The organism is Paenibacillus polymyxa (assembly GCF_001719045.1).
GTDB classification, from domain to species: Bacteria; Bacillota; Bacilli; order Paenibacillales; family Paenibacillaceae; genus Paenibacillus; species Paenibacillus polymyxa_B.
Genome location: NZ_CP015423.1, coordinates 210469 through 231834 on the forward strand (window position 1 = coordinate 210469; position 21366 = coordinate 231834).

The window sequence follows — 21366 nt, forward strand, 5'->3', positions numbered from 1 at the left end:
TCCTTTTCTCTCATTTATTTGGCATACGGAGCAGAGCTTTCGCCCTGCGTCAGAATCTTTGTTTGTTCTTGATGATCCTGCTCGTTCTCATATTCATTTCTTGTATCATCTATCCCGCTTGCTGGGTTTTCTATAGTAGCACCCGCATGCTGGGCTACAATTTCCTCACTCAAACTTCTTTCCACGGGTGTTGAAATCACATTGTTTGACGCATTAATTGCATTTTCAAGCGAATCCCGCAGCTGCTTGGACAGCTTTTGTTCAGCCACGCGTATCAAATTCGGATCACTATTCATTAACGCTAACACCTGCGCATTAGGCGGATAGGTCGGGATTGCCTTGGGCTGAAATTGGGGATCGACATATGTCAGGGCATAGATAGATGCTTTATGCAGATAAGCATCAACAATCGCACTCGAAAGCGATAATATTTCCTGCTCATTCAAAGTGACCCAGACAATTGGACCTTCCAGTCGAGAAATCTTCTTCTTAGATAATAGAATGTAATCCTGCCCTGTTGGAAATTGAATGCGGATATCCACTTCGTCACCCGACTTGAGGCTGTTGGGCAATACTACCACCTTTAGCTCACGGTTGCGTAAATCTTTAGGTGTGGGCTCATCAGCAGTAACCATGGCCGATGTAAGCACAGATCCCTTTTTTAGCTCAATTTTGGCTGTGGTACCAGAAACCTCACTTTTATCTGTCAGCAAATTTGATGGGGCCTGAGAACCGGGAACTTTAATTGCCTTCAAATCATTAGTTGCAATCTGTTCACCTGGAGAAATGTCACGGACAACCGCCCAACCTTTTTTCGCGGTTCGTTGCTCCTGTTCATACACTTTCCATTTCAGTTCTGCCTCTACCTCAGCCTGTTTCCTGACCTCATTCATCTGATGGATATTAACCATAAGGTAGCCAGCAAAGATAATGCCAACAATCCCTGCACCAATACATCCGGCGTATAGCTTTTGTTTACTACTTTTTCTTAGCTTGGACACACAACTTCTCCCCTGCCTCTTTTTGATATATACCGTTCTATTTAGCGCTGTCGTTTAAGGAATCCGAAACGTTTTTTTCGGGTATCTGGAATGACTCCGCGAAACAGCTCGTCCAGCACCTGATCCATCTCATCATCTTGTTCGAAGGGGTCTGAGTGGAACGGTAGAGCAAACACTTTATCGTGATCCAGCTCCTTACGAAGCCTGCGGACCGCTTCGGAGGGTGCCAATGGCAAGCAGTAATTCCATTTGTGCTGCGGGTGGCGCTGAAGAGATCGGGCTAGCCCTGCTATATCCTGAACTCTCCATTCGGCCCCTGAGCCAACGACAAGCGGATAATCGGCTCTCAAGAATTCTTCCAGTCGTTCATTGTCCTGCCCACTCCCCAGGTCCAATACTATAAATCTATAGGAACCACCCAACAAAGAAATGACATCCGCACGAGATGTTTGCCGCCAGTAGTGTACTCCATCAACTTCAAAACGCCGACTTGAACTCGATTGTCCAACGGATGTGCCTTCTACGACTTCTTGAAGTCGGGCAAATGCTTTGGCTGTGCTGTGCAGCTCAACCAAAGCTACGGAGCGGGTCCTTCGAGCCAGATAGTGGCTCACCGCAATTGCTGTATGAGTAGCACCGGAGCCGGCAGAGACACCCAATACAGCCACTACCCTTGTACCTGCATAATCCATTGAGGCATCATTAACGGATATTCCTTGTTGAGCAGGCTGAAAATCCGCACTGTGCCGCAGTTCTCCAATGACCTCCCCGGCAGATTGAAATCGTTCCTCAGGATGCTGACGCAGCAGTTTTCGAATCACCGGGATCAATTGGCGGGGCAATTCTCCGCGAATATACCCTTCTACTCCCGCAGTCCACTCGCTATATTTGCCTCCTGTACATAGATACAATAGCAGCGCTCCCAAACTGTATAAGTCTGAACGAGCATCCGTCTGACCTGCTCCATATTGCTCCGGGGCAGCGAAGCCCACTGTGCCCAGCTTTACCGTATCTTGATCCAGTTCAGCCTTATAGCTCCTCGCTATTCCAAAATCAATCAGTATAAATTCCATTTCCGGTGTCAGCATAATATTCGTCGGTTTCAGATCCCGGTAAATGACTGGCGGTTGACGGGTATGCAAATAATCCAACACATCCAGTACCTGCAAAGCGAATGGGACGATTTGCTCCTGTGGAATATAGCCTTCATAGCCCTTCATGTATGCTTCCAGCGTAATTCCTTCGATGTAATCCATGACCAGGTATACCGCACCAGATCGAGGATGCTCAAAAAAATCAACAATTCTCGGTAAACGTGGATGACTTAGCGAAATCAGCATCTCTGCCTCCGTACGTACAAGCTTCATCACTTGTGGCCCGGCAACCGACTCCTTCACCGCCCATTGCTTGCCTGGCAGTTTTAAATCCTCTGCCATGAACACGCGGCTCATTCCTCCCGAACCCAATGTGCGAACAATACGGTAACGCTCACCGACAATGGATCCGAATTCCAACTGTGATGGTTGCTTCATTATTCTCCTACCTCCTTTCTAAAGCAGACAACGCAAAAAAGGGAAAGCTGCCGCAAAATCAAATTTCCATGTCGCCATGAAAACCGTTTTCGCGGGATGCTTTCCCTTGATTTAAACATGATTATTATTTTTAAGGAACAATTTGGATTTATTATATAGCACACCTGTATCTATTGTAAAGTATTATTTTCCATACTTGATCATGTACAGGGTAATTTCATCTCGGTTATGGAATAGCTGCTTAGCTCGCTGAATCTGCATGCCGGACTCCTCAAATGAAGCAATTACATCATGAATGAGCGCCAAGGGCTTTTTATGCATTAGCTTGACCGTAACGATAGCAGTACCACCACTTCGCAAACTATATAGTAAATCAGTAACGAGCCTTGCCATTTGCTTAGGACTCCAGCTCATATCACAAACCAGCAGATCGAACGAATTCTCTTTAAATTTGACTTCACTTGCATTTTTACGCAAAAAAGTCAGATTGGCGTACTTCATCAGTGATGGCTCCATCTTTGCCGGATCAACCGCTGTAACTTTCAGTCCCCGCTCCAGTAAGAAGGAAGTCCATCCACCCGGTGCTGCCCCAATATCCAGTCCCTGACGGAAAGCGCCAAAATCTATGCCGAACGTTGCTTCTGCTTCCAATAGCTTGAATTTGGCACGAGAAATTTGTCCATCTTCTTTTTGAAAACGAACCGCGCCTCCGCTCCAATCCGATAGGTTATCCTCAGGACGTGATACACCTGCATACCACGTATCTGTATCTGCAAAAACGGACACAATAAGATCGGCACCTTGTACTGTCTGCTCCATAGGTAGATCACTTATTTGTTCACTCAAAGCCTGCTTGAGCGCACCTGCGCTTTCAGTCCAACTGCTATTAGATCCTTTGCGCACTTGTAAAGAAACACGTTGATCCATCAGTTCCTTGCGGTTACGGATGAATGCAACCAGCCGTTCCTGCACCTGAACCAGGTCCGTTCCTTCTTCCTGAAAATGAACAGGAAACAAGTGACGTAAAAACATCGGCGGCTGAGCTGTAATTGTCCTCACTGCCTCAATTTCTTCCGCAGGTAATGTAGCCAGAAAAATTTCACCAGGTAAAAGCATCGTGCTTTTTACAGAGCCAAATAATCTTCTAAGCTCCTCTTGAGCATAGGGTGCAAAACCATGATTGGCCGTACAAACAAATCTTGATGATGACAAAGTAGATTCACTTTGTTCATCTGTACTCATATATAGTTCCTCCAAAATAACATTACCCTCCAGTGCACACCCGAATCCATGGACGTTCTCCATCCCAATCCAGCTCAACCGGAACTTCATATGTGTGCATAATCAATTCTTTCGTTAAAACTTCTTTTTTCGGTCCAGCTGCTGCGACCTTACCATCACGAATCAATGCAACATGCGTAAAGAGGGGGACAATCTCCTCAATGTGGTGAGTCACATAAACCACTGATAAGTCTAGCTTGCGGAGCCGATCAATCTCGACCAGCATTTTTTCCCGCTCAAATAGATCCAACCCGGCACAAGGCTCATCCATAATTAGCAGACGAGGTTCTGCCATCAGTGAGCGGGCCAGCATCACCTTTTTACGTTCTCCTTGAGATAACGTCCCCAGTGGGTGATGAATCAAGTCGCCTAAATTCATACCCTCCAGCAAAGATATGGCCTTTTCTTTTGCCTCTGTCGGAATTTCCTGATAAAAGCGCAAAAAAGCATACGCACCTGTAGCGACAACTTCCCAAACGGGATCTTTTAGCGCCAGCTTTTCCAACAAGGTCTGGCTGATATATCCGATTTGTTTGCGAACTTCCCGCACATCACATTGACCATACATTTGCCCAAGCACTTCAACCGTTCCATGACTTGGAAACATATATCCTGTCATCATTTCCAGCAATGTTGTTTTACCGGAACCATTGCGACCCAGAATAGCCCAATGTTCACCTTCTCGTATGTCCAGGCTTACATCGTCCAAAATCCGTCTTTCTTCCCGCTGCAACGTAATGCTCTTCATGGATATCATTCCATCACGCTCCTTATTTTGCTCAGCAAGTGTTCTACAGATTCCATTTTGTAGATGATTTCAGGATTTTTGTTTTCACCATTATATATAAGAAGCGCGGGAACGCTGGATATCCGGTACTCCTGTACCAGTTCAGGAATATAGTTAATGTTGCTCTGCACCACTGCTTCTTCAGGGAGCAAATGCTCTGCTACCTCCAGCATTTTACGGGCAGCCGCGCATGTTCCGCACATGGGAGTGTACACAAACAAAGCCAGCTTGCATCCCTCCCATATGGCACGGCGCGCCTCTTTTTGTCCGATCTCTTTCATCGTTCAGACCCTTTTCTGATCTCTCGCATACGCTCTTCGGGTATGGGCCCGTTGTGTACGATGACTCCCTCTGGCTTATTCGCATAGAGTAGCTCATACATGACTCGCCGCCCCTCTGGACTGGACGAATGCAAGTAAATTTCACGTGGATATAACCGTTTCTCTGCGATAGCAGCAGCCACATCCTTTCCCGTAGGCTGACCTGGACCCAAATCATAATCTAGCGATAGTATCGAAATAGGGTATTCATGAAGCAGCAGCAGACACTCATCCGCATCTCTTGCCAACTTAAAACCCGGAGGACAAGGCCGATAATCGTCCATAAACAAATACATCAACTTCTCCTCCTTTTTCCATATATGCAAGCTCACAAGCCTCAAAGATAGTTATTATCAATCAGACCGATTTACTCCCAGCTTAGAATCATTTGAATATCCTCCTGATGTGTCCCATCAGGTCCCGTCTCACTCTCCAAAACGATAGGAATCCCTCTTACAGCCTCCTGATCTGTCATCCAATGCATGCCCTCAGTACCAATGTAGCCTTGTCCCACACGAGCATGTCTGTCTTTTTTAGAGCCATATGGGTATTTAGAATCGTTCAAATGAACTCCACACAGAGCTGACCAATAGCCGAGACGATTCCCTTTTTCGATCAAAGCCTCGTCCATTCCACCGTTCCACAATCCCGCTGCATATGCATGACAAGTGTCTAAGCAAAAGCCGATACTGTCAGGATACCGGCACAGCTGACGGATCTGCACCATTTCCTCAAGCGTGGTTCCCATGGGGCCATGATCTCCCGCCTGATTTTCGATCAATATTTTAGCATTTCCCAGCCAGCCTTCCAGCACATCATTAAAACAGTTAATGATATTACGGTAGCCCTCTAGAGGGTCTAACGAATGCATATGACCAAAATGAACGACAATCCCTTTTGACCCACAGGCTTCAGCAATATCCAGATCATTGCGTAATGAAGCAATCGTCAGCTCATAAAGTTCCTGACCACGCTCGGACCCATGAGCCGGATTAACGGGATATGGTGAATGAGCAATGGATTGAAGCTGGTGCTCTAAACAGTAAGCGTTGCAAGCAGCAGCATCAGTAGCACTCCATTCCTTCAGCCTAAGACTACGAGGATTTTTCGGGAAATATTGAAATGAACGTCCCCCCTGCTCTCGCGCACGCATAGCGGCTTTGGAAAAGCCACCACGCGTACTCACATGGGAGCCGATGAGCAATTTAGGCATCATGCTGCTGTACCGGGCAATAAAATGCTTTTTTCCCCGCCAGTTCAACCCTTACAATTTTCCCGCCACTTGGAGATTCTTCTCCTTCGCGGTCATATACTCGGCACTGATGATCAAATCCACCTGTTAGCGTGTCCCCCTCCATTAGAGGCATTTCCATGTACCCGCCTTCCGCTGTAGCTTCACGTAGTACGGATTGAGTGGCATGATATAGCTTTTCCACTTTTTCTGGCGACTGCACAATGTTCTGTACTTTGGAACCCGGTGTAAATCCGGCGATATAAGCAATTTCGTCTGAATAACAATTGCCAATACCCGAAAAAATCTGCTGATTCACCAGCGTTGTTTTCAAAATCCCCCGGCGTCCCTTCAGCCGTGCTGTAAACTTTTCCAACGTCATGCGACGGTCTAACGGATCAGGTCCCAGGTCTGACAAAGCTTCTTCTGTTTCTTTAGCCGTTAGCAGGTGCAGATAACCTAAGCGCAGTCCGATAAAATAAAGCTTTACTCCACTAAAATCTAATTCGATTTGAACTGTACGATCTGGACGCTGCTCCTCCGTTCCCAGATATAACAGTCCTCCGAGCATCAGATGAAGTACGAGCCGCCCGCCCGTGTTTAAATGAAAAATCAAATGCTTGCCTCGACGCTCTAAATATACAACGGTCGTTCCCAGCAATTGCTTCTCAAACGTTTCCACTTCAGTATTAATGGACTTTTCACGGCTAACCGTAACTCCAGTAATCGGAATGTCCAAAATTTGTTTTGATAATAAGATTCTGTAGTTTTCCATTTCAGGAAGTTCCGGCATAAAACATCTTTCCTTTCGTAGCTACATAGCTTTTAATTCTCGCAAGTTTTGTAAGACATATACTTTCTATTATTTCAGCTCTTCTTTCATCCAGTCCTGCAGTTCAGCGAGATTGTCAAACATCAGGTCAGGTTTCACTCCAACGGTACGCACATGCTCGTCCATATTAGCGCGGGTCGTCACGCCCGACAGGATCAGAGCTGTTTTACAACCTGCTGCTGCACCTGCCGCAATATCTGTAAGCATATTATCGCCCACAACCAGAGCTTCATCCGCCCTAATGTTTAAGCGGTTCAGCGCATAGTTCATCAATACGCTTGAAGGCTTGCCGATGACAATAGGCTTCACCTGTGAAGCCGCTTCAATTGCAGCTCCAATCGTACCTGCACCTGGCGTTAGCCCATCATGTGAAGGCAATTGGAGATCCGGGTTTGTCAAAATAAAAGTTGCTCCTTCCCGAATCCAGCGCATGGCAGCGGCCAGCGCATCATATGTAAATTGACGATCTATCCCCTGCACCACATAATCAGGATGGTTCTCAACAAGCTGCAAACCGGCTCCTGTGAGTGCATCGCGTAATCCTGTTTCACCAATACAAAATACACGAGCTCCAGGACTTTGCTGTGCAACATATTGTGCAGCTGCTAACGCCGAAGTATATACTTCATGGCTGGCCGCTTCAATTCCCATACCAACCAAATGCTCAGCCACCGAATCGGGTGTACGTGAAGCATTGTTTGTAACATAGGCATAAGGTATCTGGTCTGAACGCAATTGGGATATGAACAGATCCGCACCCTTGATCATCCGATTTCCATGATAAAGTGTTCCATCCAGATCAATTAGTAACGATTTTATCGCAATCCCCTCCCCTACTTCAAATCCATTCACATCATAGCATTAAAAATTATAATTCATCCCATGAACGATGTTCTCCTTCTTATTTAACCACCTTAATTATTCAGGTCATAAAATAATCGGCCGTCTCTATTCATCTCATCTATCTTAAGTCAAAAATGCTTATGAAGTCCATGAATTGCTGGTAAAACGTCCAAAATAGTGCCATTCCTCGCTAAAAGCCGTCGCTTTCCCATGACATAAGTTCACTTCTTCGTCGAAATCCATCGAAGGCGCTATTTCCTCAAAGGAAATCTCCTGTATTTCCTGGTCATGCTCAAGAAATATAATCCTTTAAATTCGATATATAGAAACTCGAATAGGACATGCCTCCATATGTGGTAGAACAAATTCATCCCCCACCACCCTGCACGGGTTCTCATCTCTTGTCGCATCCTGCGCTTTCCCGGAAAATAATTTCGGTGAAAAACAAAGGCACCGAGGCAAGCCCCGGCACCCATGCACATATCTTCTCCAATCGTTTATTAACCGATATCGGGTACCGGTAACAACACATGCTGCTCCGCAAGCAATGAATTAGGAAATATGCTTTGCGCTTCCTCCAGCAATGGCTGAAGCTGCTCCTGATCTTTATACCTAGAACTAAAATGCGTCATGATTAACTGACCCGCACCTGCGGCTTTTGCAGCTTCCGCTGCCTGAAGCGCTGTACTATGATGATACTCGTAAGCTGTATCTGCCAGTTCATGCAGAAAAGTGGCTTCATGAACGACGACAGTTGCATCTTGAGCCAGCACTACCGTATTCGGACAAGGTCTCGTATCCCCTAAAATCGTGATGATACGCCCTTTTTTCGGCGAACCCAGTACATCCTGCGGATGCAAAATAACTCCACCCTCTACCTCCACGCTTTCCCCACGCTTTAACTTACCGTACACCGGGCCAGGCTTAATACCATATCGCTCCAACAGCTCTTGGTTAAGCTTACCGGGCTTATCCATCTCTACAACTCGGTAGCCATAGCTGTCAATCCGATGAACCAGCAAAGCTGACTCTACCCGGAATTGTCCATCATCAAACAGAACCCCGCCCGTATGCTCCACAATATGTAGTTGGTAATTGATACGCGATTGGCTGATCCCTAAAGATAGCTCGATATATTGCTGGATTCCAGGTGGCCCATATACCGTCAGTGGTGTCGTTCCCCCTTGATACGCTCTGCTCGACAGCAGTCCCGGCAGTCCAAAAAGATGATCCCCATGCAAATGGGTGATAAATATTTTTTCAAGTCTGCTTAGTTTGAGCGGCGAACGCAATACCTCTTGTTGAGTGCCTTCGCCGCAGTCGAACAGCCACATGCTTCTTCGTTCTTCCAGCAAACGAAGAGCGATGGACGTTACATTTCGCTGAATCGTAGGCACCCCTGCATTTGTACCGAGAAAATAAAATTCCATAACTTTAACCTTCTTCCTGCTGACCAGCAAAAAACCTCCGAAGCTCGGAGGGTATTTGCTATCCCATCTGATAAAGGTGTTAAACCTTTTCGACGTTAAAATACTGCGCCTGAGGGTGGCTGAACACCATGGCTGATACTGAAGCCTCCGGTTCCATCATAAACCCTTCCGTCAGCTCAACGCCAATATCCTCAGGTTTTAACAACTGGAACAACGGCCCCTGATCCTCGAGATCTGGACATGCCGGATAGCCAAAGGATACCCGAATGCCTTGATATCTGGCACCGTGTCGCTGTTTCATTGTCATATCGGCAGGGTCCGGGAACCCCCAGCTATCCCTGATAATATGGTGAAGCCGTTCCGCTAACCCTTCTGCTACTTCGAGTGCTACCGCTTGAAGTGCATGCGAGCGCAGATAATCTCCTTTATCTTTCCACTGGGTAGATATCTGCTGAATCCCATGACCAGCTGTAACGACCATGAAACCTACATAGTCCATAACTCCGGATTCCACTGATTTCAAGAAATCAGCCAGACATAGATAAGGCTCTACCTGCTGGCGCGGGAATGTAAATGTGTGCAGTACCTTGCTCACATCCGAGGGATCATAGATCAGAACTTGATCTCCTTGGGACTGCGCTGGAAAGAAACGATACATAGCATGTGCCTGGATGATTCCGTCTGTCACAGCTTCAAACATGATGCTGTCCACGGTTTCCTTCAACTGAATCGCTTTCGGATCTTCCGAAGCCAGCAGCTGTTCAACATTGCCTTTTAAACCAAGATGATGCCCCATTAGCATCTGCATATTCACGTAAGGCAAAATATAATTCAGTGGATAGTTGCGTAGTACATGGCGATCCGTATCTGGTGGAATATAAACGGGCAAATCCTGAGCAATATTAGAGCGCACAGCTCGAGTGAGCTTAGGGAGCGGCTTGGCTTCCACGACGATTGCCGCTTCAGCCTCCCGCTCAGCCTCCATGTCCTCAGCCATTTTTTTGCGGGACTCAGGATTCATAAGCTTATTGGCAATATCCAGACCATCCATAGCATCCTTTGCATAGGCAACCAGACCATCATACTCAGGACGGATACGATTTTTAGTGAACTTACGTGTTAAAGCAGCTCCACCCACCATTATTGGAATATCAATATTTGCATTTTTTAAATCCTGTGCGGTCAGCACCATTTGTTGTGCCGATTTAACAAGCAGTCCGGATAAGCCAATCATATCGGCCTTTTCTTCACGGTAAGCTTCAATAATGCGTTCTGGTGGTACTTTTATACCCAGATTCACGATATGGTAACCATTGTTGGATAGAATAATCTCTACCAGATTCTTACCAATGTCATGCACATCACCTTTGACTGTAGCCAACAAAATCTTACCTTTTACTGAGGATTCATTCTTCTCCATGAACGGCTCCAAATAGGCCACGGACGCCTTCATCACTTCAGCGCTTTGCAGCACCTCTGCAACAATCAGTTCGTTATTGTTAAACAGTCGTCCTACTTCCTCCATCCCCTTCATCAGCGGGCCGTTAATAATCTCCAGCGAAGAATATTTCACGAGCGCTTGCTCCAGATCCGGAATGAGTCCCTCTTTACTTCCCTCGACTACATAGGAAGCCAGTCGTTCTTCGAGCGAAAGGTTTGATATCTTTTCTTTTTTCTCCACTTTCTTGTTACGGAAAGCTGCTACAAAAGCGGATAAAGTATCGTCATTTGTTTTATAGATCAAGTCTTCCGCAAGTTTCCGCTCATGCTCTGGAATGGATGCATAACGTTCAAGCTTCTCAGTGTTTACAATCGCATAGTCCAGACCTGCTTTGGTGCATTCATATAAATAGACGGAATTGAGCACTTCACGACCCGCTTCCGGCAAACCAAAAGATACGTTACTGATGCCCAGGATGGTATGTACCCCGGGAAGCGCTTCTTTAATAATGCGAATGCCCTCTATCGTTTCCTTAGCTGAACCGATATATTGCTCATCACCTGTTCCTACTGGAAATACGAGCGTATCAAAAATTAGATCCTCCGCTGCCAAACCGTAACGGTTCACCAACAGATCATAAGAACGTTTAGCTACCTCAAGCTTATCCTCACGTGAAATAGCCTGTCCGCGTTCATCAATGGTTCCAACAACAACAGCGGCGCCGTACTTATGAATAAGAGGAGCCATTTTCTCAAATTTCTCTTCACCATCCTCCAAATTAATGGAGTTAATAATCGCCTTACCTTGCGAATATTGAAGTGCTTTATCAATGACTTTAATATCCGTGGTATCAATCACCAAAGGTACTTTTACCTTGTTTACAACCAGTTTCAAAAACGCTTCCATATCCGTCATTTCATCGCGATCCGGGTCCTGCACACAAATATCAATGACATGCGCTCCGCTTTTTACCTGAGCGCGGGCAATTTCAGATGCCTCTTCATATTTGCCTTCCACGATCAAACGCTTGAATTTGCGGGAGCCTAGAACATTCGTTCGCTCACCAACCATATACGGACGATTGTCCTGTTCAATATATACAGGCTCAATGCCTGATACGGCAGGAGGATGATGACCTACCAGCGGACGTGGCTCAAACTGCGCCATACTTTCACTCATAACTCGAATATGCTCAGGCGTGGTACCACAACAACCCCCAGCAATATTCAGCCAGCCTTTTTCAGCGAAAGCAGCCATTTTACGTGCTAATGAATCAGGCGATTCATGGTATTGGCCATTTTCATCGGGCAAGCCCGCATTTGGATAACAGCTAATAGCTGCAGAGGACATTTCAGACAGAGAGCGAATATGATCACGCATAAACTCTGGACCTGTAGCACAATTCAATCCAATCGAAATTGGATGTAAGTGTTCAAGTGATATGCAAAAGGATTCGATATTTTGTCCGGCCAACGTCGTTCCCATAGGCTCAATCGTGCCTGAAATCATTAGCGGAAGCTCGATACCTGTCTGCTCAAAAGCCTGCCGAATTCCGATGCTTCCAGCCTTGACGTTAAGCGTATCCTGTGAGGTCTCCAAAAGGAGCACATCCACGCCGCCTTCAATAAGCGCCAAGGCCTGCTCTTGATAGCTGTCAATCAGCTCAGCAAATGTAACACCACCTGTGACAGACAAGGTTTTCGTGGTTGGACCCATAGCTCCTACTACAAAACGAGGCTTGTCCGCAGTGCTGTATTTATCCACCGCGTTACGCGCCAGTTTGGCTGCCACCAGATTAATTTCACGGGCACGTTCTGGTATATCGTAATCCGCCAAAACGACGGATGTTGCTCCAAATGTATTCGTTTCAATTAGGTCTGCCCCAGCCTTCAAGTAAGCTTCATGAATCCCTTGAATGACATCTGGTCTCGTTAAGACCAGCATTTCATTACAGCCCTCCAGCTCTTCCCCACCAAAATCATCGGGGGAAAGGTCTTCCTGTTGAATCATGGTGCCCATGGCCCCATCAAGAAGGAGTATTCTTCGTTGTAATGCATCCTGCAAGCTAACTTTATCCAAATTTCTTCACCCCCGCAAAACGTTAAATCCTAGTTTAGCAGAAACCGTATCATTTAGATAGATTGAAGTAAAAACATACGTTTTATACAGGTTGTTCTTTGTAAAAACGACTTCTCTAATCCATTTTTATAGTTTGTAGCATTACAGAACGTACTTAACCCCTGACCCTTTAGCTATAGTCATTTGCATTATAAAATGTTGAAATCCTGTATTGTACAACGTTTCAAGACATGGTATTCTTTATACAATATTAATCCAAGTGGAAAAGAGGGAATAAATATATGGCCGAAATCTTAATACGTAATACGAACGAACGAATTAGCGGTGAAGAACAAGTACGTGAATTTCTGGAGAGTCACGAGATATTGTATGAACATTGGGATACTTCCAAATTGTCCGGGGAGCTGCAAGAGAACTTTACCTTAACAGATGATCAAAAGGCCGCTGTTCTCCAAACATTTGAACCCGAAATCAAGGATTTAGCCGCACGTCGCGGATATAAAATATGGGACGTTATCACTTTATCTGAAGCAACGGCGAATTTGGACGAGCTACTGGCCAAGTTTGAGCAAATTCACACCCACACCGAGGATGAAATTCGTGCCATTGTCGCCGGTAAAGGCATCTTCATCATTAAAGGCCCTGAAGAGATCGGCTATTTTAACGTAGAGCTTTCACCGGGGGACGTTATCTCCGTACCTGAAAATATACCTCACTTCTTCACTTTAATGGAGAATCAAAAGATCGTCGCAATCCGATTGTTCATCGAAGAAAATGGCTGGATTGCCGAACCGTATGAAGACCCAACCTTCATTAAAGCATAATTACGAATTTATCCTTGTGTGAATAAAAAAACTCCCTCTGCTCTGTAACAATCGAGCGAAGGGAGTTTTTTTTATACTCGTTTCTAAAGACTCTGGATTTCTTACTTTAACGATTGAATAATTCCGCCCAATTCAGACAGATGCTTGATTTCGAACTTCGGCTTGATCTCTGTGGTATTGGTTTTAGCGTTCCGGTTCACCCACACCGAGTGTACACCTGCTGCCAACGCTCCTTGAATATCAGTCGTCAGCTTATCTCCTACCATTAAAGCATGTTCAGGCTCAATACCAAGAAGCCCCAAAGCATGCTGGAATATAGACGGATCAGGCTTGCCTCGACCAAATGAACCTGAAATGACAACATGATCAAAAAAAGGAGCTAATTGAGGAACTCCATCCAGTTTCTCCTGTTGTAGATCAGGGGAGCCATTTGTCAGCAATAACAGTTTGTAATGTCCCTTCAATTGTTCTAGAATCTCAAACGTTTCTTCATATACATGTGGACGCGCGCGTCTTTCCGAAGCAAATTGGGTAGCCAGCTTTTCCGCCAACTTCTCATTATCTATCCCTAGTTGCTGGAGTCCTCTGCGCCATGATTCCTTTCGATAAACAGGGGCCAACTGTTCCAATTGGCGGAATTCAGGTTGCTCACCTGCTGTAAAATTCGCCCACAATCCTTCAAACGGGTTAATGCCGATCATTTGAGTAAAACTAAAGGTTTCATAGGATTCATACAAAGCGCGTGCTTCCTTACGTACCGCTTCCTCCAGAGTTTTCGAATCAACGCCTGCTTCACGGGAGCCTGTTTGGCATGCTGCATCAAATGCCTCTTCTACACTACGTTCATCCCATAAAAGGGTATCATCAAGATCAAACATTACCGCCTGAATCGTCATCTGAATTATCCACTCTCTTTCCACAGTATATGTACACCTATTTGCTCGGTTAAGTATTTGAATCGTTATGTGTGCCCATATTAAGCAAGCGGCCGCAGCATGTTATATGAAATAACATCATACGGCCTTTGTTAAAGAGCTACAGGCTAAATCAGTTATTTCTTGTCCACCTGTATCTGATTGGATAGCGCAAACTTCTCAAGTCGCTCTGCAATGGCATCCGTGTCATAGCGACCTAATGATTTTGTGAAAATGAAATTACCGCCCTTACCTTTTCTTTCAACGGTTACGTAACCCTTTTCAATCTTGATGGCTTTCATGTCCCCAGCCGTCATTGGACGTTCTCTACCACCTTTCAGCATATAGAGAGTATCCTTTCCCACTTTCAGATAAGGACGACGGATGAAAAAGATAACAGCCAGCATCAAGTACAGGCCGAATACAAGCCAATCCATCCCTCGCATGCCAGTCTTAGTCAAAAAGTAACTCATAAGCATGTACAATACAGAAAGACCAGCCAGCATAATTGGCACAGTAATGTTACGGCCACGGAAAATATCCATTGCAGAACCTGCGCCGTTAATGGTTTGAATGCCTTGCTTTTTGCGCGATTTATTTAAATGCGCAGTGTTTTTGCGTACTTTTCTTTCAAATGATCGGGCCATCTCTCAATTCCTTCCCAGATATATTACAATAAAACAATTGCCTCAAAGCTGATCTATATAGATACCGAGAACGGTACCTAAAACAAAAGGCAAATTGCAGGCTTGGGCGCTTTAACAACATTAATGCTTCAGCCCGTCATTTCCCTTCGATGTATCATCGTCCACAAATTCAATTGTTTCAAGCTGCTGCCGAAAATTACGGCGAATGTTACCTAAATAAATTTCCCGAAGATTGGCGCGCTCTATGGCTTCCTCTTCCGTCAATCCCTCAGATTTTGCTTTACGCGCTAATTCATTGATGCGCTGTACTAAGCTGTCTATATCCAAATTATGTCCCCTCCATAAAAGCAAAGATATAATACACTTTGACATGTAGAAAAGAGCTTGTCAAGGCTCCCGCATTACGCTCCCTGACAAGCTCTAATTGTCTATAGATCAGAAGTGCGGAAGCTTGAGTATCTGACCTGCCTGCACTCCCCGGTCCTCCAAACCGTTAATCCGCACAATTCCTTCTATATATACCCGTGTATCCATTCGTTCCGGTTTATGATTTGCGGCAATCTCCCACAACGTATCTCCAGGTTGTACGGTCAGTTTAGTCACTTCTCCCTTGGAAACTGAGGGTGCCGCGAAAACCGTAAGTACACCTGCCCCTGCAATCCAAGCAACAATCACTAAAATAAGAAGCTTAAGTAAAAGACTATTAGTAATAATTTGCATAAAATGCGCTCTACCCTCTTTTCGGGTCTCCTGCAAATTTTCTGAATTCATCGGAAAAATACTTTGATAAGTGCTATATTTCATCATTGGCTGCGACCTCCAAACGTTTGTTCTTATGTTTTCACAATATAACACGAACATTTGTTTTGTTCAATAGAAAAGAGAACAAAAGTTCGCGATTATTTTTAGGGATTATTTAGAACTTATGTTTGTACGAACGGAGGTTCTATGCTATAATTTTCCCAAACGTTACTAAATGGGGTTGATACGGTATGTCTAAGATTTCGAGCCGCCAGCAGGCCATTCTTGAATTTATCCGCAATGAAGTGCGTCTAAAGGGATACCCCCCTTCTGTACGCGAAATAGGCGAGGCTGTCGGATTGGCCTCCAGTTCTACGGTTCACGGTCATTTGGATCGTTTAGAGAAAAAAGGACTCATTCGACGCGATCCTACAAAACCACGGGCTATTGAGTTACTCGGTCAAGACGAATCGGATAACAGCAACTTGATTAATTACTCCATTAGTCGTGTCCCCGTCGTCGGCAAAGTAACTGCTGGCCTTCCTATTACGGCGACAGAAAATATTGAAGATTACTTTCCTCTTCCCCAACACTTTGTTGGTGAGGATAAAATATTCATGTTATCTGTTGTAGGCGAAAGCATGATTGAGGCTGGGATTGCTAACGGAGACTATGTAATCGTACGTCAGCAGCAGACCGCTGATAATGGCGATATTGTTGTAGCTATGACAGATGAAGACGAAGCTACAGTTAAAACCTTCTACAAAGAAAAAGATCATATCCGGCTTCAACCTGAAAACCCAGCCTTTGAACCGCTTCGCCTGACACACGTCAGCATTTTGGGCAAGGTTGTAGGACTCTTCCGGGACTTCCACTGATTTCTCGTTCTTTCTTCCCCGTTATTCTAACCACTAATACAAAACCGGCTGCCTAGGGCAAGCCGGTTTTGTATTGTTATTATGTATCTCACAACTATTTTTTTCATTTCAGCAACCTATTCCTATTGTTTCTACTATAAAATCAGCCTCCTCATCTCAAATAATCACCGATTGATCTTGAGCAGCTATACTGTTATGGGCAAAACTAATAGATCTTTCTTTGTTTTAGATAAATATGGTATATTAATTACTCATAGCTCTGTAGGAGGAATTAAATGAAAAAAATTATAATTTCAGCGTTTGTTGTGATATTTATCGCCATAAGCTGTGTAGTACCAACAATAGATCATTTGTATGCAGAAGAGAAATCACACATAACAACCTACGATCGTATTCAGTACATACAAATACTTATCCATTTCAGGTATTTAGAAAAGCAACTCGAAGCTGTAATTTCCGAAAGAAACAATTACCCAGAAGACAGCCAAGAATATAAACTGCTCTCTGAACAACTGAATCATATTCTTGCTCAAGAGGCGTACTACGAGAAAAAACTTAACACTCTTAATAGTAAATAATTTTATACTAAACTGCATATTATTTATCTACACTATTAGACTCATGCCGAGCTGCCTGTAACATTCTCCTGCAACGTAAAGTTGAAATGGCGAAGACAGCTTCGCATGAGTTTTTTGTTAACCATTAGGAATATAGGTACCAGCTTCTTTTTGCTTTTAATAGATTTATGCTGATACATTACTATCACAATTGACATAGTATATAGCAGACCTAAGCAAAGGAGATATGCAGATGATCAGAAATAGAGTTAAAACGTATAAGCATCGCATCGGGAAAAACAGATATCTGGTCGTTAAAGTCTTTCAAGCCGCAGCTGCTAAAACAGGAAGCGGAAATGCACTAGCAACCAATGCCTTGAATATCAAAATTTCCAAGCGTAAGCATAAACACCACTAAGATTCATCCGTACCTTCATTTCCTTGAAGGGAGGTGATCATATGAGCAGAAGACATTGCAGACGTGATTTGAGAAGAAGAAGATCAAACATCCGTTCGAATCAAAGAGCCGTTGCGCGTGCAAGAGGTAACGCACTGGCTGTTAATCTGTTTAGCGTGAATGATAGACAACGCAGACGTTAATAATCGTTTTCAAGCAAAAGCAGGAAGGATTCTTCCTGCTTTTTTTTGTGTTAAACGGTACACCTAACTACTGCTATGAATCGTTGAAGCAAGCGGACGAGATCGTAGAATATCAGACATAGTTGAACAGTCGCTACAATTTTGCTCTTTTTATAAATCTAACAGACAGGAAATGGTGGCTCTCTTTTAGAATAGTGTACGTAGAGAAATTAAACCAGGAGGAGACAAGCCATGATAATTAAAATGTCACTTTCGAATATGGGAGATTTTAAGAAGTCAAATGAGAATAACGGCTTTATTGTGTCAGGGAGGATTATACCTAAATACGAGAACGATAATTGGACATATATAGAAGAAAGTTTCCCCGAACCATATTTTAAACAGTATGAGGATGATGACGTTGACATCAGTTATATTGATGAACAAGGAAAATCTATTTTTTTATATTATGATGAGAACGACTGTGTTGGGCAAATTAAACTTTGTACTAATTGGAATGGCTATGCTCTAATTGAGGATATTGCCGTCGCTAAAGACTGGAGACACAAGGGAATCGGAGCAGCCTTATTGAGTAAAGCAACCGAGTGGGCTAAGCAGAATAACCTTGTTGGTCTTATGCTTGAAACACAGGATGTGAATGTTTTAGCTTGTCGATTCTATGCTAAAAATAACTTTGTAATCGGCGGAGTTGATACTATGCTATATTCTAACTTTTCCACAGCCCATGAAAAAGCGATTTTTTGGTATTATAAGTTTAAGCATTCAAATTAGCCTAAAATCAAACTGATCAGCAAACAAAGCTCTGCCAACCAATTAAGGTTAGCAGAGCTTTTGATTTATTTAGAATATCCACTTACTTCAAACGTGAGGATGCGATCATTTTCAGCATGTAATCCTTTTCTGCTCTTATCAGGAATCTGAAACTGAACGTCTATATACAATAACAGTTAAAATCCCGCTAATTATAATGACCACTGTAAAAATCAATAACATATTGCTATATAAATAAGCAGATGGAAAATTAATGATTGGTATAAATTTTTGATGAATAAAACGTATTGATAATAAGCCTCCTACAACTGAAATCCCTGTTCCTTCTGATAAAAAGCTTATAAAATTAAGCAAGCTCATTCCTGCACCAGCTTCTTCTTGTCTTAAACTACTTGAAACAATAGTGGATATTTGTTTTAAATATAAGAAACAAACCACTCCAGAAATAAGATACATTCAAGACATGAGTGCAGCCTCCTGATATGTTATGCGCAAATTATATTCCGAGTACAAAAAATAAGCTCCATATCATTGGAGGTTTAATACAGCGCGTATTTCCATACGAGAAAATGTAATGATCTTTGGGGCACCATTCCAGCCCTCTATGATTACAATATAGAGCGTATATCGCTCTTGTTGTCCCCCTCTTCCAAAGCCAGCAGACGCGCCTTTATGTCCACTACACTGCTACCTGTTTTCAACTCCAGTTCCTTCATGTTGGGCCCACGTCATTGGTCAGTAGTATAACTGTAGAGTATTGGTAGTAGCGTTTTGATATCGGGTAACAAAGCGCTCAACTTCTTTGTTACCTGTCGTTTTCCGTATACTATACAGATCAGAACAATGAACGATAAAAGAGGATACAACTATTGCGCAACAATAGCGGATTAGACGGTTGCCAAAGCGACACTGAACTTTTGCAGAAGTTTACGATGGTGTACGTGAAGCCATGGAAAGAATATGGGGGCGATATTCCTGAGCCAGTAGGATAAGACAAGAACTAGCAGTAAACTTAATGTGTGTATTCATAAAAGCCTGTGTCGTCCAATGTCAAAAAGGGCTGCCGCAAATGTTTCCTTGAACCAGCATTGTCTTTAAAAACTTGAGCAAATGAGAAATTTACAATGAAATCCGGAGTTCACAACTCCGTTAACCCAGTCTAAACAGACGTATCTCAGCTAGTACCAGCCTCAAACAGCAGGTCATTCACCAGATTGATGCCAAGATGCCAAAGGCTGAGGATAGCTGCCACTTCCGTAAAACAGTTTCCAATTAAGCGTACAATCGCAGCACGTTAGATACATTTAAACTAATCAGGAAATTATCCAAGTAGGGGGAAATAACCATGGCATTTGAAGGTTATAGAGAAGACAAACGAGGACATTGGTTTGACTGGCCATTTCCCTTGTCGGTATCAATACTGTATGTAGATGCGGATGTAGACGTAGATGTAGATGAAACAGAAACGAAATGGTACCTCATTGTCGAAGAAGAAAAACATTTGATCCGAATTAGGGATGAAAAGCAAATTGAACTGCTTAATCACTGCATGTATGGAATCTTGTTAAATGACGAGAAGATCAACTGGATTATTGATAAAAATGGCGGTAGATTTACCTATCACGACAGTGTGCAAGATTTCATCAAATTCCAGAAAGAATACCTGGATATATTCTAAAAGCCGTGAACAGTTAAAAGCTCTGCAGACCAATTAAGGTAACAGAGCTTTTCGATTTATTTAAAGTATTCACTTACTTCAAACGTTAAGGATTTTTTAATATTTAATTATAGCTGATCCTGCTTTAGTCCACTCTTTTGATTCTAATTGAATCCATCCATATACTTTTGAATCGGAGTTGATCTTTTGTTTTATCAGAGAAAGGTTCTCATAACTACTGGAACCTTAAAGACTCCCTGTTTTTGGGGCAATTTTTACTGATAACGTATTTTCTATACTCGGTGTATTTTCGTCACTTGTCCAGACCAACCGATTATAATAATTAGCATTAAAAGGATTTTCCAAACCATTAATTTAAAATTTCACTCTTTTCACTGTAACAGATACATCTGTATATGTCGTGTCATCTTTAAATATTACTGATTGTGATAAAACTATTTCTTGATTTGAAAAATTTTTGTAAGTGTCAAGTGTTACAGTTGCTGCATCTGCAGAAGCTGACAACGGAGCAATAACTCCTCTCCTTCTTTTAATCTTCGTCAATAAACATACAGCTTAATGACTGTCAAAGTTAGGGGAGCTTTGTCTGACATGAAAAATACACATTTCATTATGTGTCCTTTTTCGTGTCTACTCTAAATCTAAACTAAAATAGCTTCCGTTTAACTTAATCGACTCAGGAGAAAACTTCTCCTGAGTACCACAATAGTCTATAACCGATATTAAATCCTCTTCCAATGGCTGAAATACATATACTCTTACCTGGCTTAACGCAGCTGCAAATAATTCGATATTCGACTTTAACATTTTATATGCGTGGTTCATGCTGATCACCTCGAATAAGCTAGGGCTATTCTGGCTAAATCGCAAAAAAATCCTTCTATAAATATTCATACCATTCCGTGATTCATTAAAAATAAGAATATTCGACACATAAATATGAAATACAACAAACAAAGACAAGGAAATAGCTGTTTAC

24 protein-coding genes and 1 pseudogene are annotated in these 21366 nt (G+C 43.4%); 8 read left to right on the plus strand and 17 right to left on the minus strand.

Annotation, left to right across the window (positions count from 1 at the left end):
• Positions 1 to 14 precede the first annotated feature (14 nt).
• The 11 genes from AOU00_RS00930 to metH form a co-directional block, all read right to left on the minus strand.
• Complete coding sequence (locus tag AOU00_RS00930) at positions 15 to 1001, minus strand: SAF domain-containing protein (protein WP_061831509.1); 987 nt, start codon at positions 999 to 1001, stop codon at positions 15 to 17.
• A gap of 41 nt (positions 1002 to 1042) precedes the next feature.
• The gene (locus tag AOU00_RS00935) at positions 1043 to 2536 is read right to left on the minus strand and encodes a serine/threonine-protein kinase (protein WP_081330662.1); all 1494 of its coding nucleotides are present in this window, start codon (positions 2534 to 2536) and stop codon (positions 1043 to 1045) included.
• A 180-nt stretch (positions 2537 to 2716) separates the two neighbouring features.
• Positions 2717 to 3775 (minus strand): 23S rRNA (cytidine(2498)-2'-O)-methyltransferase RlmM, encoded by a 1059-nt coding sequence (locus tag AOU00_RS00940; RefSeq protein ID WP_061831511.1) that lies wholly within the window; start codon positions 3773 to 3775, stop codon positions 2717 to 2719.
• Positions 3776 to 3797: 22 nt separating this feature from the next.
• Positions 3798 to 4571: an ABC transporter ATP-binding protein gene (locus AOU00_RS00945; protein ID WP_061831512.1), complete on the minus strand. Its 774-nt coding sequence runs from the start codon at positions 4569 to 4571 to the stop codon at positions 3798 to 3800.
• Positions 4568 to 4882, minus strand: coding sequence for a thioredoxin family protein (locus tag AOU00_RS00950; RefSeq protein WP_061831513.1), 315 nt, complete (start codon positions 4880 to 4882; stop codon positions 4568 to 4570). Before AOU00_RS00950 ends, AOU00_RS00945 begins: the two co-directional genes overlap by 4 nt.
• A complete protein-coding gene (locus tag AOU00_RS00955; protein WP_061831514.1) occupies positions 4879 to 5217 on the minus strand; it encodes a cyclic-phosphate processing receiver domain-containing protein in 339 nt (112 codons plus the stop codon). Before AOU00_RS00955 ends, AOU00_RS00950 begins: the two co-directional genes overlap by 4 nt.
• Positions 5218 to 5288: 71 nt before the next feature.
• A complete protein-coding gene (locus AOU00_RS00960; protein WP_172828323.1) occupies positions 5289 to 6137 on the minus strand; it encodes a deoxyribonuclease IV in 849 nt (282 codons plus the stop codon).
• Positions 6127 to 6945, minus strand: a complete 819-nt coding sequence (locus AOU00_RS00965; protein WP_061831515.1) for an Fpg/Nei family DNA glycosylase — start codon at positions 6943 to 6945, stop codon at positions 6127 to 6129. The genes AOU00_RS00960 and AOU00_RS00965 overlap by 11 nt, the downstream gene beginning before the upstream one ends.
• A 69-nt stretch (positions 6946 to 7014) precedes the next feature.
• Complete coding sequence (locus tag AOU00_RS00970; RefSeq protein ID WP_081112503.1) at positions 7015 to 7836, minus strand: TIGR01457 family HAD-type hydrolase; 822 nt, start codon at positions 7834 to 7836, stop codon at positions 7015 to 7017.
• 491 nt (positions 7837 to 8327) lie between these two features.
• Positions 8328 to 9257: a ribonuclease Z gene (rnz, locus tag AOU00_RS00980; RefSeq protein WP_069289675.1), complete on the minus strand. Its 930-nt coding sequence runs from the start codon at positions 9255 to 9257 to the stop codon at positions 8328 to 8330.
• Between the two features lie 79 nt (positions 9258 to 9336).
• The gene (gene metH / locus AOU00_RS00985; protein ID WP_069289676.1) at positions 9337 to 12777 is read right to left on the minus strand and encodes a methionine synthase; all 3441 of its coding nucleotides are present in this window, start codon (positions 12775 to 12777) and stop codon (positions 9337 to 9339) included.
• Between the two features lie 281 nt (positions 12778 to 13058).
• Here metH and AOU00_RS00990 point away from each other — a divergent pair, with 281 nt between their 5' ends.
• A complete protein-coding gene (locus AOU00_RS00990) occupies positions 13059 to 13601 on the plus strand; it encodes a 1,2-dihydroxy-3-keto-5-methylthiopentene dioxygenase (RefSeq protein ID WP_069289677.1) in 543 nt (180 codons plus the stop codon).
• Between the two features lie 101 nt (positions 13602 to 13702).
• Here AOU00_RS00990 and AOU00_RS00995 read toward each other — a convergent pair whose 3' ends face one another.
• The 4 genes from AOU00_RS00995 to AOU00_RS01010 form a co-directional block, all read right to left on the minus strand.
• Complete coding sequence (locus AOU00_RS00995) at positions 13703 to 14497, minus strand: HAD family hydrolase (RefSeq protein ID WP_172828324.1); 795 nt, start codon at positions 14495 to 14497, stop codon at positions 13703 to 13705.
• Between the two features lie 155 nt (positions 14498 to 14652).
• Positions 14653 to 15162 carry a hypothetical protein gene (locus tag AOU00_RS01000; RefSeq protein ID WP_061831521.1) on the minus strand — a complete coding sequence of 170 codons (510 nt, stop codon included), beginning with the start codon at positions 15160 to 15162 and terminating at the stop codon, positions 14653 to 14655.
• Positions 15163 to 15282: 120 nt separating this feature from the next.
• Positions 15283 to 15489 carry a DUF896 domain-containing protein gene (locus tag AOU00_RS01005; protein WP_069289679.1) on the minus strand — a complete coding sequence of 69 codons (207 nt, stop codon included), beginning with the start codon at positions 15487 to 15489 and terminating at the stop codon, positions 15283 to 15285.
• A 108-nt stretch (positions 15490 to 15597) separates the two neighbouring features.
• On the minus strand, positions 15598 to 15966 hold the full coding sequence (locus AOU00_RS01010) for a LysM peptidoglycan-binding domain-containing protein (RefSeq protein ID WP_069291986.1): 369 nt from the start codon (positions 15964 to 15966) through the stop codon (positions 15598 to 15600).
• Positions 15967 to 16154: 188 nt separating this feature from the next.
• Between AOU00_RS01010 and lexA the strand changes: the two genes are divergently transcribed.
• The 5 genes from lexA (at position 16155) to AOU00_RS01025 (ending at position 18709) form a co-directional block, all read left to right on the plus strand.
• A complete protein-coding gene (gene lexA, locus AOU00_RS01015; RefSeq protein WP_013310545.1) occupies positions 16155 to 16781 on the plus strand; it encodes a transcriptional repressor LexA in 627 nt (208 codons plus the stop codon).
• A 275-nt stretch (positions 16782 to 17056) separates the two neighbouring features.
• Positions 17057 to 17359: a hypothetical protein gene (locus AOU00_RS01020; protein WP_069289680.1), complete on the plus strand. Its 303-nt coding sequence runs from the start codon at positions 17057 to 17059 to the stop codon at positions 17357 to 17359.
• A 232-nt stretch (positions 17360 to 17591) separates the two neighbouring features.
• On the plus strand, positions 17592 to 17756 hold the full coding sequence (locus AOU00_RS26470) for a hypothetical protein (RefSeq protein WP_016821950.1): 165 nt from the start codon (positions 17592 to 17594) through the stop codon (positions 17754 to 17756).
• A gap of 41 nt (positions 17757 to 17797) precedes the next feature.
• Positions 17798 to 17938 (plus strand): hypothetical protein, encoded by a 141-nt coding sequence (locus AOU00_RS26475; protein ID WP_165177052.1) that lies wholly within the window; start codon positions 17798 to 17800, stop codon positions 17936 to 17938.
• A gap of 231 nt (positions 17939 to 18169) precedes the next feature.
• Entirely contained in the window at positions 18170 to 18709 is a 540-nt protein-coding gene (locus AOU00_RS01025) for a GNAT family N-acetyltransferase (protein WP_069289681.1), read from the plus strand.
• Positions 18710 to 18847: 138 nt separating this feature from the next.
• On the opposite strand, the pseudogene AOU00_RS01030 reads toward AOU00_RS01025, so the two are convergent.
• Positions 18848 to 19120 (minus strand): annotated as a pseudogene (locus AOU00_RS01030) (tetracycline resistance MFS efflux pump); the annotation flags it as partial.
• 458 nt (positions 19121 to 19578) lie between these two features.
• Between AOU00_RS01030 and AOU00_RS27425 the strand changes: the two are divergent.
• Both AOU00_RS27425 and AOU00_RS01035 read left to right on the plus strand, forming a co-directional pair.
• Positions 19579 to 19701 (plus strand): hypothetical protein, encoded by a 123-nt coding sequence (locus tag AOU00_RS27425; RefSeq protein ID WP_257785362.1) that lies wholly within the window; start codon positions 19579 to 19581, stop codon positions 19699 to 19701.
• 353 nt (positions 19702 to 20054) lie between these two features.
• Entirely contained in the window at positions 20055 to 20387 is a 333-nt protein-coding gene (locus tag AOU00_RS01035; protein ID WP_069289682.1) for a hypothetical protein, read from the plus strand.
• Positions 20388 to 20741: 354 nt separating this feature from the next.
• Here AOU00_RS01035 and AOU00_RS26875 read toward each other — a convergent pair whose 3' ends face one another.
• Positions 20742 to 20891 carry a hypothetical protein gene (locus tag AOU00_RS26875; RefSeq protein WP_237166253.1) on the minus strand — a complete coding sequence of 50 codons (150 nt, stop codon included), beginning with the start codon at positions 20889 to 20891 and terminating at the stop codon, positions 20742 to 20744.
• Between the last annotated feature and the right edge of the window lie 475 nt (positions 20892 to 21366).